The following is a 15037-nucleotide window of genomic DNA, read 5'->3' on the forward strand; positions in this document are numbered from 1 at the left end:
TTTAGGCTTGTTTAACAGTTTGATTTGCAATTACTTTTTTCATGGCATGAAGCTGACCTGAATGATATGTTTCATGGTAGTTAGCAAACACCGCTAGTTCACCGACTGTGTTCAAACCGAAGAAAGGCTGTTTCAATTGATCTTGAAATCGTTCTGCTGGAATTTCTTTAATTCGTTCCAGTTGATCTTTCAATTGAGTTGTGAGTTCCTGGAGTGATGGAACCTCACCTTTCCAATCAGCCGGACTTGTTCCTCTGTTAAAAAGTTGGATATAGTCTACAGGTAATGCTTTTGATTTCTCAGGATAGCCAAACATAAAATACTCTGCCGTGACCAATACATGCCCTACATGCCAGCGAATGTTATTGTTGAACCCTTCAGGCTGAATATCAGCCATCTCTGCACTCATGCTTTCAATATTTTTCAGGAAAAAATCTCGTGTTAATTCAAAGTTCTTCAGCGTTAAATCACTCATTAATTACGCCTCCCCTGCAATTTTAAGCGCTTACGTTTTTATTATACAAAGATTTAAACGTGTTGACTATTATTACGCTAATGACTTGCGATATCTATAATGTGAAGGATGAAAAATTTCGACAAAAATAAAAAAACTCAAAAGTGATTCATGTCACACTAGTCTTGCAAGAAACTTGATATTTTTTATAAAGAACTGTTCTCTCAATCATGCTGCTCAGAAAGTGGTTGATTTCCGTTACAGGATGCTCGCTTTCCATGGGGCGTGTGGTGAGCCCACTCGTCGCCTTGCGACATTGTATGGTCTCACCTGACCCGCTATTCCCATAGGAGTCTCGCACCTTGCACTTCAATCAACTTGTCAATGAAGAAAATTCACAAAATAACTTATTTGCAACGATCTAGCTTCTTCGATTGAATACTTTTACTTCTATCTGAAAATTCATCGTGCTAATTTTCATCATATATTCAGCAGCACCTCATCATTTTATTTTTTCCGGGGAATCGTCAACGTCTTCCACTGATCTGATTTCAGCATCTTCGCAATGTACACGATCTGCCCAATGTGGTAGGAATAGTGGTACATCTGACGATCAATCGCATCCATAACCGTATGTGTTTCATTGCGTATAAAAATTTGACGTAGCAGATCCTCTTCTCTCAAACTATCAAGTGTTTGAAAGAAAACGTCCCATCCTTTGTTCCAAACTTCAAAAAGTTCTTCACGATTTCTGATTGTATTCACGAACTCACCATCTCGATTTCTTTCGGGCTTTTCTCCATCTGTCTCAAAAATATCTGTCCACCGGGATACCATGTTGCCGCTCATATGTTTTACAATGACTGCAATACTGTTGGAGTCTTCATTCGGATACCATACTAGATGTTCATCCTCAAGCTGTAAAAAGGTCTTTTCAGCATAATCCTTAGCATCTTGAAAACGTGATTTGACGGAGCGCAAATACTCTGACATGATCTCTGTTTGTGAAGAAGCAAACATGGATACAACCCCTTTTCGATTAGGATATATTACTAATTCTCTTTCCAATTGGAAAATCCTATGAAACAGTATCAAAAGCTGAAGGGTACTTCACTTTTCCTTTTATATCATTTAAAGATCCACTCTTAAGTTCATAGACCATAAACACTTCATCCGGAACGGGGAATGGTGATTCAATTTCTTTTTGCCGAGAAGGTACAAAACCGAACTTTGGATAAAATGAAGGATGTCCGAGAACAACAACATGTTCGTAATCTAATTCCTTCGCTTTTTTTAACCCTTCTGAAACTAATAGTGAGCCTATGCCTTTGTTTTGGTATTCAGGATGAACCGCCATGGGTGCCAGTGCCAAGGTTCCGACTGGACCTGCTTCTGTTTCAATGGCTGCACCGCTAAACAAAATATGGCCAATAATCTCACCTTTCATTGTTGCAACTAGTGATAATTCTGGAATAAAGAACTCAGATTTCCGGATCGCATCTACTAATCTTCCTTCGTCCTCTCCTTTAAAAGCAAGATTATTAACTTTTCGGATGGCAGTGATATCTTCTTCATTTTCGTATCTTACCTTAATCATTTTATACCCCTCTCTTTCATTTCAGAATAAATATATCCTTTATAAGGTAAACGGAAAATTCATTTAACCCATTGATCCGCATTTATGAAATAAATGGGGTATTCCCACACTTTTCGGTTTGAATCTCACACTTTTGAGCTTTCATTTCACACATTTCAGCTTCCATCTCACACTTTTGCATAAAATACCCGCGAATCGAGTTAAATCGACAAAAATAAAAATCAGGAGAAACATGAGAATTCTTTCTTATCCATTAAAAAAACTGCTTTCTCAAAAAGAGAAAACAGTTTTAAGCACATCTTAAAGTTCTTTAGCAAAGTTACCAGGAATTAATTTAAGATCTTCATGGATTGAATTTAATTTATCTTGGAATGCAGTGAATAAAGTGTCTGCTTCTGTAGCTTTCGCTTCATCTTCTAATCCTGCAACTCTTGCTTCGTAAGACTTCTTAAGTTCTTCTAATGCGCCTTTAGCTGCCGTTTGGTGATCTTCAGTTAGATCAGACGGTACTTCAATAGAAGGAATTTCTGCAACCGCTTTTTCTCCAGATGCTTTTGCGTCAGCTTTTAATTTATCAAGCTCTTCTTTAGGAAGTGCTTCTTCGCCTTCTTTTTCTAATCCTGCAGCGTAAGCGTTAAATGCTGCATGGTATGAGCGAAGCTTTAGCACAAGATCTCCTTCAAAAGCTAAAAGTGATTGCTTTTCAGCTAAAGTCTCGTCTTTTTTCTCTGTAGCTGCTGCTGGTTTTGTTTCTTCTTTTTTCTTCGGTTCTGCTTCTTCCTTGCTGCAGCCTACGCTAAACGCAAGAAGTGCAGCCGCTGTAAAAGCTAATAGTTTTTTCATAGAAAAAAACCCCCTGTATTTCTATTATTTGGAACTTTCTTATTTTAATACTTTTTCTCAAAATTGTAAATTAAATGACGGTTTTTTTTCAAAAAAAATAATAACAGAGTTTAAATCACTGTTATTACTGAATTTTATAAATATTTAGACAATATATGTGATTAATGTTTTGGATATAAAAGTTATATTAAGAAAGTGAATTTTTCTACACGAATTTATTTTTTACGACAATTTCTTCTCGTGGTTTAACAGCCATTCTTTTCTCCATAATCCACCCGCATAACCTGTTAACTTTCCATTTGAACCTATGATCCGGTGACAAGGAATAATGATACTCAATTTGTTTTTTCCATTTGCATTTCCTACTGCCCGAATGGCCTTTTCATTTTTAATAGCGTTCGCAATGTCTTGGTAAGAAACGGTTTCGCTATAAGGTACATTTAATAATGCATTCCAAACCGTCTTTTGAAAAGGTGTTCCGTTCAACATATAGGGAAAGGTAAATTCCTGTCTCTTACCTTCAAAGTATTCGTGTATTTGCTCATAGCATGCCTTCAGAACTTGAGGAACGGATTCTGGATGGTCCGTTTCTTTTCGATCTTCAAACATGATTGAAAGAACAGCATCATCATTACTTTTGAGCTCAAGTGTTCCAATAGGTGATTCGTAGTACAGCTTATAAGTGTTATTCATACAATGACCTCCATAGATAAAACGTAGCGTAGGCTTCCCATCCGCACCAGTTTTCCGCTAGATTCATAATTTCATCAATCTTCGGTTTTTTCTGTAATTCTAATTGTACTTTTATCGCATTATGCAGCCCTACATCAGCAATTGGAAAAGCATCTGGCCTCAGCAAACATTTCATCATAACGTAATCAGCTGTCCACGCTCCGACACCTCTTAATTTAATCAACGCCTCCCGCTGCTTGTCTGAATCTTGTAATGTAAGTAATTTTTCTTTTGATAGCTCACCAGCTGCCATCGCTTTTGCGGTGTGAATCACATACTCTGCTTTGCGTGTTGTAAATTGAAACTTTCGCAAATCTTCCACTTTTAATGCGGCTATTTTTTCAAACGGTGGATAGAGCCAAAACGTACGACCGTCAAATTCCAATTTCTCACCATACTGTTCTATGAATCTGCTTTTTAACGTATAAGCAAATGTCAGATTGATCTGCTGACCCATAATCGCCCAAGTCAGCGCTTCAAATAGATCAGGAATTCCTATGATTCGCAAACCTTTATATGTGTTCACCGCTTTCTTAAGTACTTGGTCTGTTAACGCTATCTCATAAAAACCAGAAATATCTCTTTTTAAGTCAAAGAACTCCGTAACAAAGGCCGTCACTTTTTCTAGATCTTCTTCAGATGGTTTACGATCTGGAAACTCAATCATCAGCGTATTCTGACTAGCTCTAATCTTTAACAAAATGAGCTGATTTTTTACTTTAATAAGCTTATATAAAATCTCACTTTCTATTTGATGCAGTATTTCTTTATCCGACCGGCCTAGAAATACGAGACACTCCATAAAGTTAAAATCGAGAGGCGTATTAATCATCAGTACAGAGCCTTGATTAGCTTTTAACATTTTGGGACTCCTTATTTTTCCGATACTCACTTGGAGAACAGTTCTTATACTTTCGAAATGCTTTATAAAAATTTGAAGGACTGTGAAAACCGGCTTCATAACAAATTTCCAAGTTTGTTTTTTCAGAAGTTGCAAGAAGAAATGCAGCTTTGTCGAGACGGATTTTTTCTAAATACTCTCTTGGTGTATCCTTCATTTCTTCTTTAAAAAGGCGTTCCAAATAAAAGGGACTGACACCAACGTGATCGGCTATATCTTGCAAAACAATTTTTTTATTAGAGTGATTTACTAAGTACTCACATGTCTTTCTTACTAAATCTATCTGAGGACAATTTTCAATCTCTGGCTGACACCTCTTACATGCTCGAAACCCTGCAGCTTCACACTCTTGTAAAGACCGATAAAATTCCACGTTTATCTTTTTCGGTTTTCTCGATCTGCATGAAGGCCGGCAATAAATTTTTGTCGTTTTTACCGCCGTATAGAACAAGCCATCATAAGAGCGGTCACATTCCATGATCTTATCCCACTTCTCTTCAAACGACATTCTGATTGTCTCCATCATTCAACCTCCTATTCCGATTGTTTTCTACTTATAGTTTATCAATTTATCATTCATAAAACGTCCTTTATCTTGCTGTTATGGTCTGACTATCAAACAAAAAGACAGCCTGCTGACTGTCTTTTTTAAATATTTATTTTGTTAGTGCAACATTTTTCTGCCCCTGCTTTCCACGAACTTGATATTGCAGCAGAATCAGTGATGCTATTATAAATGAGGTGATACCAAATCCGATAACCATCTTCTCAAGACCGATTGTATCTAAGAACAATCCAGTTAAGAGCATCAGAATTTGGAAGATGATATTATCTACCATTCCTTTAATTGAAAAGAATCGTCCATGATAATCAGACGGTACATCTGTTTGAAAAATAGTCGTTACAACTGGGAAAAGAGTTCCCGCCGCAAGTCCAAAGAGACCGAATGATACTACAGACATGGCAGGATGGTGTGCTAGAAATAAAGAGGTATGTGCCGTTGCGATAATAAACGTAATGATAAACATATAGGAAAGCTTCGGATTATCCCGGAAAAATTTCTTGGATAAAAACGTTCCAATAAACACACATACACCCTCTGTTGTATAAAGGATCCCTTTAATTCCCGGATTATGCTGAAGGTCGCTGATCTCAATTACCATCAAGTTAAATCCCGAAAGAAAAAGATAAGCAGGCAAAAGCAAGAAGATTCCATAAACCACTTTCTGCTGCTTTTTCACCATTGGATACAGCTCACCAAGTGTTCTAAAGAAACTTTCCTTCTTATTTGTCTTGCTAAGCTCTTTCGGCTTTTCTTCTACTTCAATAAAAAATGTAGAGATTAAAAGAATGACATAAGAGATTAAAGTGACTGTATATAAAGAAAAAAGCGACATGCTAACGAGCATCACTCCACCAAGTGCTGTACCGACAATCCTTGAACCAGTAAAAATGTTCATATTGATACCGTTCGCGTCCAACAGCTCCTCTTTTTTTACGATTAACGGAAGCATCGTCTGCATAGCTGGCTGAGAAAACGTTCCTGAAATCCCAATCACTAACGTATAAACCACCATCCACCATACATTATTGGAAGCGATTGCGAAATACATAAAAAAGATGGCAGCACATCTGGCAACCCCTGCATAAATCAATATCTTTTTCTTATTGCTTCGGTCAATGATTCTTCCAGCCATCGGCGCAAGAAAGATACCGACTAAAAATCCGGCTAAAATAATGAGCGCCTGTAAAAAGGATGACTCCACATTCTTTTGCAGGAATTCAAGGTTCCCTATGATTCCGACCCATAAGCCTGTACTGGATACTCCAAGCCCAAACATCAACAATAAAAAATTCCGGTTTTTCCACATGATTGTTTTTCCCTTCCGTTCACCGAAATCAATTTTTCTCAGGAACTTTTAAAAATTTTTTCAATACTTGTAAATCAATTAGATCAAAATATCCGATTTCCTTTTTTGTATCCCACAACATAATACTTGAAATTTCATCATTTTCATAAAATGGCTGTAGAGACTCTAGATCTCCATAATAAACTGGATTGAATTTTAATTCTCCGTTTGATCGATTAGAAACTTTTAACAAGCCTTTGAAATACAAATTCTCCACACGTTGTCCTGTCTCTTCATACAATTCTCTAGCGGCGCAATCTTTAGGTGTTTCTCCCCGCTCTCTTTTCCCAGCTGGCAATTCCCATTGATTTCTCCACTTGTTATAGCAAATTAGGAACTTTCCTTCACATGAAATAACCGCATATGACCCCGCTAATCTCTGAAACTTTTCGATTTCACTTTCCTCAACAGACAGAAAATCAAGAAACTGAAAATGATTGTTGTTAACGTTTATATTCATTTTTTACTCCTAATCGGCTATTAAACGCTCTCCAATTATACCATTTATATACAAACAAGTATCTCTCTTCTACCTCTGTTATAATGACTAAAGTAGATCGTCGAAAGGGGTACGTTATGAAACAACTAATACTAGCTGAAAAGCCGAGCGTAGCGCGTGATCTCGCACGTGTACTAGGCTGTAAGCAAACAAATAAAAGTTATATTGAAGGACCAAAACACATTGTAACTTGGGCACTCGGTCACCTTGTTGAATTAAAAATGCCTGAAGACTATGACAAACAATATAAACAATGGCGATTAGAAGATCTTCCGATTATCCCTAAACATATGGGTCTGAAAATAATCCGCCAAGTGAGCCATCAATTCCGTGCAATTGAACAGCTTGCTAAAAGAAAAGACCTTGGCGAACTCGTTATTGCGACAGATGCCGGACGTGAGGGTGAACTCGTTGCACGATGGATCATCGAAAAAGTAAAATGGCAAAAGCCTGTGAAACGGTTATGGATATCTTCTCAAACCGATAAAGCGATCCGTGATGGATTTAGTCAATTAAAACCAGCTAAGCAGTACGATAACTTATATCATTCTGCCGTTTGCCGGTCAGAAGCTGACTGGCTGATTGGACTGAATGTCACGCGAGCACTTACTACGAAATACAACGACCCGCTTTCCGCTGGACGGGTTCAGACTCCAACATTGGCGATGATTTTAGAACGTGAACAAGAGATCAACGCTTTCCAGCCGAAAGACTATTGGACGATTGATGCCGTTATCGGTCTTCTTAAAGCTTCTTGGGAACAAAATGGTGAGAAGCGCATTTTTGATGAGAAGAAAGCAAAAGACATCGTAAATCATGTAAAAGGAAAAACGGCGAAAGTTGAGTCTCTTTTAAAGAAAGAAAAAACAGAGACACAGCCGATGCCTTACGATCTGACAGAACTCCAGCGTGACGCGAACCGCCGCTTCGGATTCTCTGCCAAGAAAACTTCATCCGTTCTGCAGAAGCTGTATGAACAGTACAAACTTGTCACGTATCCTCGTACGGATTCGCGTTATTTAACGAGTGACATGGAAAATACTATGTATGACCGCCTGCAAGGAATGTCTGCCGGTTATCGTGATGAAGTGCAGCCTCTTCTTAAACAAAAAGGAAAAGTCACAGCAAAGAAAGTTTTCAATGACAGCAAAGTAACCGATCATCACGCTATCATTCCGACCGATGAACCGCTTCATCTTGGTGATTTGGAAAGCGATGAGCGTAAACTGTACGACTTGATCGCGCGCCGGTTCCTTGCACTTTTCTATCCGGTTTACAGAGCTGAAACATTAACTGCCACGCTAAAAGTGGAACATGAATCCTTTATCGCACGTGAAACGATTGTGCTGGATCCTGGCTTCAAAGTACTGTCAGGTAAAGAAGAAGAAAGCCCAAGAGCTTTAGCAAACTTAACTGAAGGACAATCGTTATCCGTTAAAGATGTTAACTTAGAGAAAAAACTGACAGAACCTCCTGCTCGTTTTACAGAAGCTGATCTCCTTTCTCGTATGGAAAAGTACAGTTTAGGAACACCTGCAACTCGTGCAGACATCATTGAGCGATTACTTGGTTCTGAAGTACTGGATCGAAAAAACAACAAACTTCATCCGACACCGAAAGGGAAACAGCTCATCGATTTAGTCAATGATGAATTGAAGTCCCCTGAATTAACTGCGAAGTGGGAGCAGGAACTAGAAGCGATCGCACGCGGAAAAGGAAATCCTAAAGAGTTTTTGGAGAATATCCGCAAACAAACAAAGCAGCTTGTGATGGAAATCAAAACAAGCTCACAAGAATACAGAGCACATAACCTAACAGGGTCGAAATGTCCGGAATGCGGAAAGCTATTAAAAGAAGTAAAAGGCCGTGACGGAAAAGTGCTGGTATGTTCGGACCGTGAATGTTCGTATCGCCGCCGCAAAGATCCTAAACTCTCTAACAGACGATGCCCTCAGTGTCATAAAAAAATGGAGATTCATAACGGAAAAGCCGGAACGTATTTTCAATGCAAACCATGTAACATTGTAGACAAAGCCGAAGATAATAAAAAGAAAGTTACAAAACGCGAAGAACGCCAGCTGATGAAGAAATATAGTGCCAACAACCAATCAGATGAGGGATTTGGAAACAGTTTAGCAGATGCGTTGAAAGCTGCAATGAAAGATAAAAAGTAATATAAGGCAGTTCCCTTTTTTTTCTGGGAACTGCTTTTTCATTTTCTTCTAATAAAATCGATATAATAGTAGGAAATAGTTAGACTGGGGGATATAGAATGAAAAGCTACTATGCCGTTATCTTTACTTCACAAAGAACAGTATCCGATTCTGCAGGATATCATTCGATGTCTGAAAAAATGGTAGAACTCGCTAAGAAACAGCCAGGCTTTATTAATGTAGAAAGCTCTAGAGACAGCAACGGATACGGCATTACGATCTCGTATTGGGAATCTTTAGATGCCATTCAAAAATGGAAGGAAAACCTGCAGCACCAAGCCGCACAGCGAAAGGGAAAAGAAACCTGGTACAGCAGCTACCATGTGCGTATTTGTAAAGTTGAAAGAGAATATTCCTTTTAGGGTGAGGAGTATTTTTATACCAAATCTCCAAAATTCTTTTTTATAAGATACCTTACTTTTCGCTTGGCGAAAACTCCTTGTATGGAATTAAAACAAAAAACCGGCTCAAATCCGTTCATTTTTGAGCCAGTTCCTTATTTATTTAATAGACTTTAATAATTCTGCTTTTACTTTTTGCCTCACACGAAAAAGCCTGGATTTCACAGCACCTCTTGAAATCTGAAGCTGGGAAGCAATCTCTTCTTCCTTCAGCCCTTCCACATATTTGAGTATGAAAACCTTCCGTTCATTCTGTTTCAATCTCTGTATTTTTTCGTAAATTTCCTGCTCTGAAAACCAGCTTGATTCCCGAACAATAAGATTTTTCTTTACCCATTTAATTTCTATGCCATTAAATGTGCTGTAATCTGTTAATGTTTCGTTTGATTTTTTCCCTTTTCTCATAAAATCGATTGCCGTATGAGAGGCAATAGCGGATAACCATGCTCCTATTTTTTGCGTATCCACAATTGTATGCAGGTTTTTATAAGCTTTAATGAAGGTTTCCTGAATAATATCCTCTGCCAGATAAGCATCCCTGCTTATTCGAATAGCAATCGAATAAACTTTTCTATAGAACATCTGATAGATCTCAGTAAAATCGATATGTTTTATAGAATCATGTATAGCTGTCAATTGTCTCCTTCCTTCCCTATTTCAACTGTTGTTTTACAAAATCAGGAACAAATTGATTGTTGAAACTCCCTGTATCCGCTTGTTCATTTTCATAAAAAAGCGCTACTCCATATTTTCCATTCTCATTATAGCTGAAGTTTTTCAGTGATTCTTCCAGCTCTTTCTTTTCTGTTACTTTTATCGCGGATCCTTCCTGAACCATCTTTTCTGCCCATTGCTCATCTATTTGATAAGATTCCGGATCCCTTTTTAGCACTGTATTTTTAAAAATAACTGCATATTTTAAGTCTTCAGCTGTAAGAAGTGTGTCTTGAAGTTTATTTTTATCTTTAAGAAGCTCCTGCGTATTTTTGTAATTTGGCTTAATATCTAAAGGTAGTGTTTTTTTATTGTTCAGATAAACTTCAACATAAGCCAGTGGTGCAAATTCAGCCGTTTGTTCTTCAAAGGACTCATTTTTAATATCTTCCATTAGCGCTTTCAGAATTTCTGCTATCTCCTTTGGATCTGATACGGATAAGCTTTTCGGTACTTGACCAACAGCATTAAATTGAATTCGTTTAATTTTCTCAGTGTTTAAAGTTAACAAAGGATTTTTCGCTTTCTTGTATTCCGACGATTCGTAGATCGGCTTCAAATAGGAAGAATATTGTTTTTTCGATTTTATTTTATATTCACGTGTAAGAGACCCTCCATCTTTAAGTTTATACAACAAAAAGATTGGTTCTATTCCATCTTCATCATTCTTTCCTTTGACCAATTCTTGATGGAAGTCATGAACCGATTTTATATTTTCCGACGTCGTAAACATCTTCTTTTTGATTCTTACATATTGGGAATCATCTTCCCCTGAATAATCATAATAACCGTCACCTACATAAACTCCTTCGATCTCCTGTACTTCCGGCACACGCTTTTCATATCCCGTGATATCAAACTGAAACAGAACGAACAAGATTGCCATTACTGCAGCATATTTTCCATAACCTTTTAATTTTCTAAATACTCTCCATGTCTTTTCCACTACCATTTGAGCAATAAGATAGCCTATCAAAGATCCTGCAATGTAACCAAACCAGACCCAAAGATCCTGCTGCTGGGTTTCCCCAAAATAAAGCCCGCCAAAAAGCATAAAGCTAAATGTAAGCCCATAAATAAAGACTGGTTTTAATTGCGGGAAACTTATAGCCTGGGAGACCATCTCGATTTTTCGCAGCTTATAGAGCTGAAGAGCCAGTACAAAAAGAATAATACTTAAAAGTAAATAGATTAAAATTTCGAGGGATCCTATCTTACTGTCCGCCAACCGATCTATGAGAGTAATAGGTGAGTATTTTTCAAATTGTTTTTCGATGTAATAATCATCTGGAAAACCATACAATAAAAAGGATAAATTAAAAGCGATTAAAATACTGATCGCCAGTGGGAAAATTAATAATACAAATGAAAATACCCCTTGAACCGCAGATATTCCTGTAAGCATCCCCACAAACACCGTTGCCATAAAAATAAACACAGAGACCACAAACGTAATCACGATCCAGTCACTAATCTGACCAAGTGTAAAATAGTCATCTACATTTATCGTGTTATGCATGATGACTAAAATTAGAGCAACCAATAATATAGGCAAGAGTAAAAACAGAATCCCCATGCATACATAATGGTTATAAAGAGTAGATCGTTTGACCGGTATACTATGCATGAAATCTGCAGCGTTTTTCACTTGCAAATAGCGAAACAGGAAAATCGCCAGAATAATAGGTATACCGAACATTAATATCACTTGGACATCCAAATGATAGTCAAATAGATTTGAATCCGTGATAGATTGATAATAGCTTTCTTCTGTTCTTGTATAGTCCATCAAAATTCTTAATGGCAGAGCAAATACTAGTCCTAAAAAATAAACAATACCTATCCATCCTGAATTTCGTAAACTTTGTATGATTATTTCTCTATTAAACCAAGATGTTTTTGATGGCATATCCCGCATCCCCCATTTCATAAATAAAGATTTCTTCAAGTGTTAATGGCAGAATATCGAAAATGTCTGGTTCAAATTCTTTAAAATGGGACATAACATCAGCTTGTTTACCTCTTACAATACATAACAGAACGCTGCCACGCTCTTCTTTGTACAAAAGATCCAGTTCATTAAAAAGAGCAGCTGGCACATTTTTCTTAAACGCAACTTGGACTTTGTGAACATCAGATTTCAGGTCGTCCAAATCTTTCTCAAGAATAATGGAGCCTTTATGCAAGATTCCAACATGATCACAAATATCTTCAACCTCTCGCAGGTTATGAGAAGAAATCAGCACCGTCATTTCCCTTTCTGCCACATCTTGAACTATTAAATTCTTTACCTTCCTCCGCATAACCGGATCTAGTCCATCAAATGGTTCATCTAAAATAAGGATCTCGGGCATGGCGGACATTGCCAGCCAAAATGCTACTTGTCTTTGCATCCCTTTTGAAAATTTATGAATTTTTTTATCTAAATCGATTTCAAATACTTCACCTAATTTTTGAAATCTCTCTTCATTCCACTGTGTATATATATTTTTGTAGAACTGCGCCATCTGTCTGATCGTATATTGAGGAATGAAATAAAGAGTATCAGGCAAAAAAACAATCCGATCTTTTATTATTACCTGCTCGAACAAAGGGCTTCCGTCTATAAACACATGTCCCTTATCTTGCGTTAATATTCCACTTACTGTTCTAAGAAGGGTTGTTTTCCCTGCTCCATTAGATCCGAGAAGTCCATAAATCGACCCTTTCTCAATTGTAAAATTTACTCCATTCAAAACCGTGTGCTGATCATAACGCTTATCTACGTTTGTCACTTTAATCATTCGGCTGCCCTCCCCCTAAATTCGATTCAATATCAGAAATAATGGTTTGCAATTCTTGAGGTGTAACGCCTAAGTACATCGCTTCTGTTAAAAGCCTGACTAGTTCTTTCTTTACCTTTTCAAGTTTTTCAGTATTTACAGAGTTCACAGTAGCATTTACAAAGCTGCCTTTTCCTTTAATCGAATAAATGTATCCTTGAGTTTCAAGTTCTCTGTATGCCTTTTGTATTGTATTTGGATTAATAGTAAGCTGCTGCGCCAGTGTTCTGACAGATGGCAGCTGTTCATCAACCTTCAGCACATCATTCATAATAAGCTCCTTTAATTTCTCTACGAGTTGTTCATAAATGGGCTTCCTGCTTCGAACGTCTAAATCAAACATCTATACACTCCCTTCGCAAAGATAGTTAATACTGTATTTACTGTATTATTATTATTAGTACAGTTTTGATTATATACCAAATGTGTATAAAATTGGAAGTTATTTCTCAAAGTTTGTTTTCGCATTCTTTGTTGCTCATAGAAGTGGTTGAATTCACGCTACAGAATGCTCGCTTCGCGGCGCGTGCGGTGAGCCTCCGTTGAAGTTGGATGAATCGAGAGCATGTGTGCGCCTGCGTCTACAAGTAAATACTGCCGATACGAGCTTACTCGTCAATGCCTTACTAGAAGGATACTCAGGTGGAAGGCACACTGATCCAGCAGGACAAGGAAAGTTTCATCAGCGTTACATCGCACGAAGAAAATGTGATTTTCATGAGTCTCGCAACTTGTACTACAATCAACTTGTCGATAAAGGCTTATTACGATAATGACTAAAAAGCAACAATCTTTTAGAAAACAACCTTTAAATAGAAAACCCTAAGAAATTTGGCTCGCATGTAAAAACTGACCATTCCATCAGGGGAATGGCCAGCCAATATTTCAAAGCAAATTTTTAAAATGGTTTACGACATACTTGGTGTAATTAAAATCAAATGGACGGCTGTTTTGGTTTCCTCAAGTTTTTGTTTTGTAATACCCGATTGCTAACAATAGCATCGGATGAAAACATGAGCGGGAATCCAATGGTTTCAACAATTATTCGATTTCCTATTTGAGTAATCCAAGTCTAATCAAGAGGCATCGGAACAATGCCATTTTTGCTTGAATGAATTCTTACTTCAACTATTTCATGACCTACTGAAGGAATGTTGTCTCATATTGGCTTACCGATAATATCTTCTTCCGCTTTCTTGCTGACGGGTTAACATATTTCCACTTGGAGGATGTTTTAGAATGGAATTTCCATAATCGGGGGTGAACTGTACTTTTTTTCACAGCATTCTCGAGAAAAGCTAAAGGTTTGCTGGGCTAATTTAATTGCAGTTTTTCGATCTTTATCTGTCTTTGAAACTAAAATAACTTGCTCATTTTTGTAAAAAATCATACTGATAACCACTGTTGTTTTATTTGGATATTGAAAAATATCAATATCAATGATCTCACCTCCCATGATCACTCGAAAAAAACGATAATGCGGGGAACTCTTCATTTTCTTCAACCCCTTTTCTTTTTTCAAGTTATTATGTTTAATATAAAAGTTTTATAAATAAATCATAATTGACAACCGGGTAATTTGTCAATATATTCTGTCAATTTAAGTCGATTTCCTAGGAAATAAGTTGCAAATTATTTCTGTCCGACTAAAAATATAAACTTCCGACATTATCATGCAAAAAAAGGACGAGAATGAATTCGTCCTTTTTAATTTTGTTTTTTGGGTGGTTCTTGTGGCGGTGATGACTGACCGCCAGCACCAGCAGAATCTTTATCCGGCTTAACAAGCTTATTCCTTTCACCTTCAATAGATGGTTCATGTTTTACAGAAACTAGCTGAAACCCTGTCCCATATAACTGCTCTTCTAGTTTTGATTCTACTTCCCGTCCTTCATGCAGTACTCGCTCATCATATTCAAGGTTTACAGTAATAGATTTCATGTATGAATCA

At 37.3% G+C, this 15037-nt stretch carries 17 protein-coding genes; 2 read left to right on the top strand and 15 right to left on the bottom strand.

Translation table 11 applies throughout. The features are described from left to right. Position 1 precedes the first annotated feature (1 nt). The 9 genes from RGB74_RS14920 to RGB74_RS14960 all read right to left on the bottom strand — a co-directional run bounded on the left by RGB74_RS14920 (position 2) and on the right by RGB74_RS14960 (position 6897). The gene (locus RGB74_RS14920; protein WP_310760092.1) at positions 2-475 is read right to left on the bottom strand and encodes a DinB family protein; all 474 of its coding nucleotides are present in this window, start codon (positions 473-475) and stop codon (positions 2-4) included. Positions 476-961: 486 nt separating this feature from the next. Beyond that, complete coding sequence (locus tag RGB74_RS14925; RefSeq protein WP_310760093.1) at positions 962-1474, bottom strand: DUF1572 family protein; 513 nt, start codon at positions 1472-1474, stop codon at positions 962-964. Positions 1475-1532: 58 nt separating this feature from the next. Then, complete coding sequence (locus tag RGB74_RS14930) at positions 1533-2051, bottom strand: GNAT family N-acetyltransferase (protein WP_310760094.1); 519 nt, start codon at positions 2049-2051, stop codon at positions 1533-1535. A gap of 300 nt (positions 2052-2351) precedes the next feature. Then, complete coding sequence (locus RGB74_RS14935; RefSeq protein WP_310760095.1) at positions 2352-2894, bottom strand: hypothetical protein; 543 nt, start codon at positions 2892-2894, stop codon at positions 2352-2354. 222 nt (positions 2895-3116) lie between these two features. Then, the gene (locus RGB74_RS14940) at positions 3117-3587 is read right to left on the bottom strand and encodes a methylated-DNA--[protein]-cysteine S-methyltransferase (protein ID WP_310760096.1); all 471 of its coding nucleotides are present in this window, start codon (positions 3585-3587) and stop codon (positions 3117-3119) included. After that, on the bottom strand, positions 3580-4488 hold the full coding sequence (locus RGB74_RS14945) for a DNA-3-methyladenine glycosylase family protein (RefSeq protein WP_310760097.1): 909 nt from the start codon (positions 4486-4488) through the stop codon (positions 3580-3582). Before RGB74_RS14945 ends, RGB74_RS14940 begins: the two co-directional genes overlap by 8 nt. Beyond that, the gene (locus RGB74_RS14950) at positions 4475-5053 is read right to left on the bottom strand and encodes a bifunctional transcriptional activator/DNA repair enzyme AdaA (RefSeq protein WP_396135978.1); all 579 of its coding nucleotides are present in this window, start codon (positions 5051-5053) and stop codon (positions 4475-4477) included. The genes RGB74_RS14945 and RGB74_RS14950 overlap by 14 nt, the downstream gene beginning before the upstream one ends. A 130-nt stretch (positions 5054-5183) precedes the next feature. Continuing rightward, positions 5184-6398 (bottom strand): MFS transporter, encoded by a 1215-nt coding sequence (locus RGB74_RS14955; RefSeq protein ID WP_310760099.1) that lies wholly within the window; start codon positions 6396-6398, stop codon positions 5184-5186. A 28-nt stretch (positions 6399-6426) separates the two neighbouring features. Continuing rightward, positions 6427-6897, bottom strand: a complete 471-nt coding sequence (locus tag RGB74_RS14960; RefSeq protein WP_310760100.1) for an NUDIX hydrolase — start codon at positions 6895-6897, stop codon at positions 6427-6429. A gap of 116 nt (positions 6898-7013) precedes the next feature. Between RGB74_RS14960 and RGB74_RS14965 the strand changes: the two genes are divergently transcribed. Together RGB74_RS14965 and RGB74_RS14970 are read left to right on the top strand one after the other, a co-directional pair. After that, positions 7014-9110 carry a DNA topoisomerase III gene (locus tag RGB74_RS14965; RefSeq protein WP_310760101.1) on the top strand — a complete coding sequence of 699 codons (2097 nt, stop codon included), beginning with the start codon at positions 7014-7016 and terminating at the stop codon, positions 9108-9110. A 98-nt stretch (positions 9111-9208) separates the two neighbouring features. Further along, complete coding sequence (locus tag RGB74_RS14970) at positions 9209-9511, top strand: antibiotic biosynthesis monooxygenase family protein (protein ID WP_310760102.1); 303 nt, start codon at positions 9209-9211, stop codon at positions 9509-9511. A 138-nt stretch (positions 9512-9649) separates the two neighbouring features. Here RGB74_RS14970 and RGB74_RS14975 read toward each other — a convergent pair whose 3' ends face one another. The 6 genes from RGB74_RS14975 to RGB74_RS15000 form a co-directional block, all read right to left on the bottom strand. Next, positions 9650-10186, bottom strand: a complete 537-nt coding sequence (locus RGB74_RS14975; protein WP_310760103.1) for an RNA polymerase sigma factor — start codon at positions 10184-10186, stop codon at positions 9650-9652. 16 nt (positions 10187-10202) lie between these two features. Continuing rightward, complete coding sequence (locus RGB74_RS14980; protein WP_310760104.1) at positions 10203-12173, bottom strand: DUF6449 domain-containing protein; 1971 nt, start codon at positions 12171-12173, stop codon at positions 10203-10205. Continuing rightward, complete coding sequence (locus RGB74_RS14985) at positions 12148-13047, bottom strand: ABC transporter ATP-binding protein (protein WP_310760105.1); 900 nt, start codon at positions 13045-13047, stop codon at positions 12148-12150. Before RGB74_RS14985 ends, RGB74_RS14980 begins: the two co-directional genes overlap by 26 nt. Then, positions 13040-13429: a GntR family transcriptional regulator gene (locus RGB74_RS14990; RefSeq protein ID WP_310760106.1), complete on the bottom strand. Its 390-nt coding sequence runs from the start codon at positions 13427-13429 to the stop codon at positions 13040-13042. Before RGB74_RS14990 ends, RGB74_RS14985 begins: the two co-directional genes overlap by 8 nt. An 891-nt stretch (positions 13430-14320) precedes the next feature. Continuing rightward, positions 14321-14581 carry a hypothetical protein gene (locus RGB74_RS14995; RefSeq protein WP_310760107.1) on the bottom strand — a complete coding sequence of 87 codons (261 nt, stop codon included), beginning with the start codon at positions 14579-14581 and terminating at the stop codon, positions 14321-14323. Between the two features lie 212 nt (positions 14582-14793). Then, positions 14794-15027, bottom strand: a complete 234-nt coding sequence (locus RGB74_RS15000; RefSeq protein ID WP_310760108.1) for a hypothetical protein — start codon at positions 15025-15027, stop codon at positions 14794-14796. Positions 15028-15037: the final 10 nt, after the last annotated feature.

The sequence above is a fragment of the Bacillus sp. NEB1478 genome (assembly GCF_031582965.1).
In the GTDB taxonomy this organism is placed as follows: Bacteria; Bacillota; Bacilli; order Bacillales; family Fictibacillaceae; genus Fictibacillus.

Coding starts and splice junctions, on each gene's coding strand:
- RGB74_RS14920 (WP_310760092.1), bottom strand. CDS start 475: ATGAGTGATTTAACGCTGAAGAACTTTGAATTAACACGAGATTTTTTC.
- RGB74_RS14925 (WP_310760093.1), bottom strand. CDS start 1,474: ATGTTTGCTTCTTCACAAACAGAGATCATGTCAGAGTATTTGCGCTCC.
- RGB74_RS14930 (WP_310760094.1), bottom strand. CDS start 2,051: ATGATTAAGGTAAGATACGAAAATGAAGAAGATATCACTGCCATCCGA.
- RGB74_RS14935 (WP_310760095.1), bottom strand. CDS start 2,894: ATGAAAAAACTATTAGCTTTTACAGCGGCTGCACTTCTTGCGTTTAGC.
- RGB74_RS14940 (WP_310760096.1), bottom strand. CDS start 3,587: ATGAATAACACTTATAAGCTGTACTACGAATCACCTATTGGAACACTT.
- RGB74_RS14945 (WP_310760097.1), bottom strand. CDS start 4,488: ATGTTAAAAGCTAATCAAGGCTCTGTACTGATGATTAATACGCCTCTC.
- RGB74_RS14950 (WP_396135978.1), bottom strand. CDS start 5,053: ATGATGGAGACAATCAGAATGTCGTTTGAAGAGAAGTGGGATAAGATC.
- RGB74_RS14955 (WP_310760099.1), bottom strand. CDS start 6,398: ATGTGGAAAAACCGGAATTTTTTATTGTTGATGTTTGGGCTTGGAGTA.
- RGB74_RS14960 (WP_310760100.1), bottom strand. CDS start 6,897: ATGAATATAAACGTTAACAACAATCATTTTCAGTTTCTTGATTTTCTG.
- RGB74_RS14965 (WP_310760101.1), top strand. CDS start 7,014: ATGAAACAACTAATACTAGCTGAAAAGCCGAGCGTAGCGCGTGATCTC.
- RGB74_RS14970 (WP_310760102.1), top strand. CDS start 9,209: ATGAAAAGCTACTATGCCGTTATCTTTACTTCACAAAGAACAGTATCC.
- RGB74_RS14980 (WP_310760104.1), bottom strand. CDS start 12,173: ATGCCATCAAAAACATCTTGGTTTAATAGAGAAATAATCATACAAAGT.
- RGB74_RS14985 (WP_310760105.1), bottom strand. CDS start 13,047: ATGATTAAAGTGACAAACGTAGATAAGCGTTATGATCAGCACACGGTT.
- RGB74_RS14990 (WP_310760106.1), bottom strand. CDS start 13,429: ATGTTTGATTTAGACGTTCGAAGCAGGAAGCCCATTTATGAACAACTC.
- RGB74_RS14995 (WP_310760107.1), bottom strand. CDS start 14,581: ATGAAGAGTTCCCCGCATTATCGTTTTTTTCGAGTGATCATGGGAGGT.
- RGB74_RS15000 (WP_310760108.1), bottom strand. CDS start 15,027: ATGAAATCTATTACTGTAAACCTTGAATATGATGAGCGAGTACTGCAT.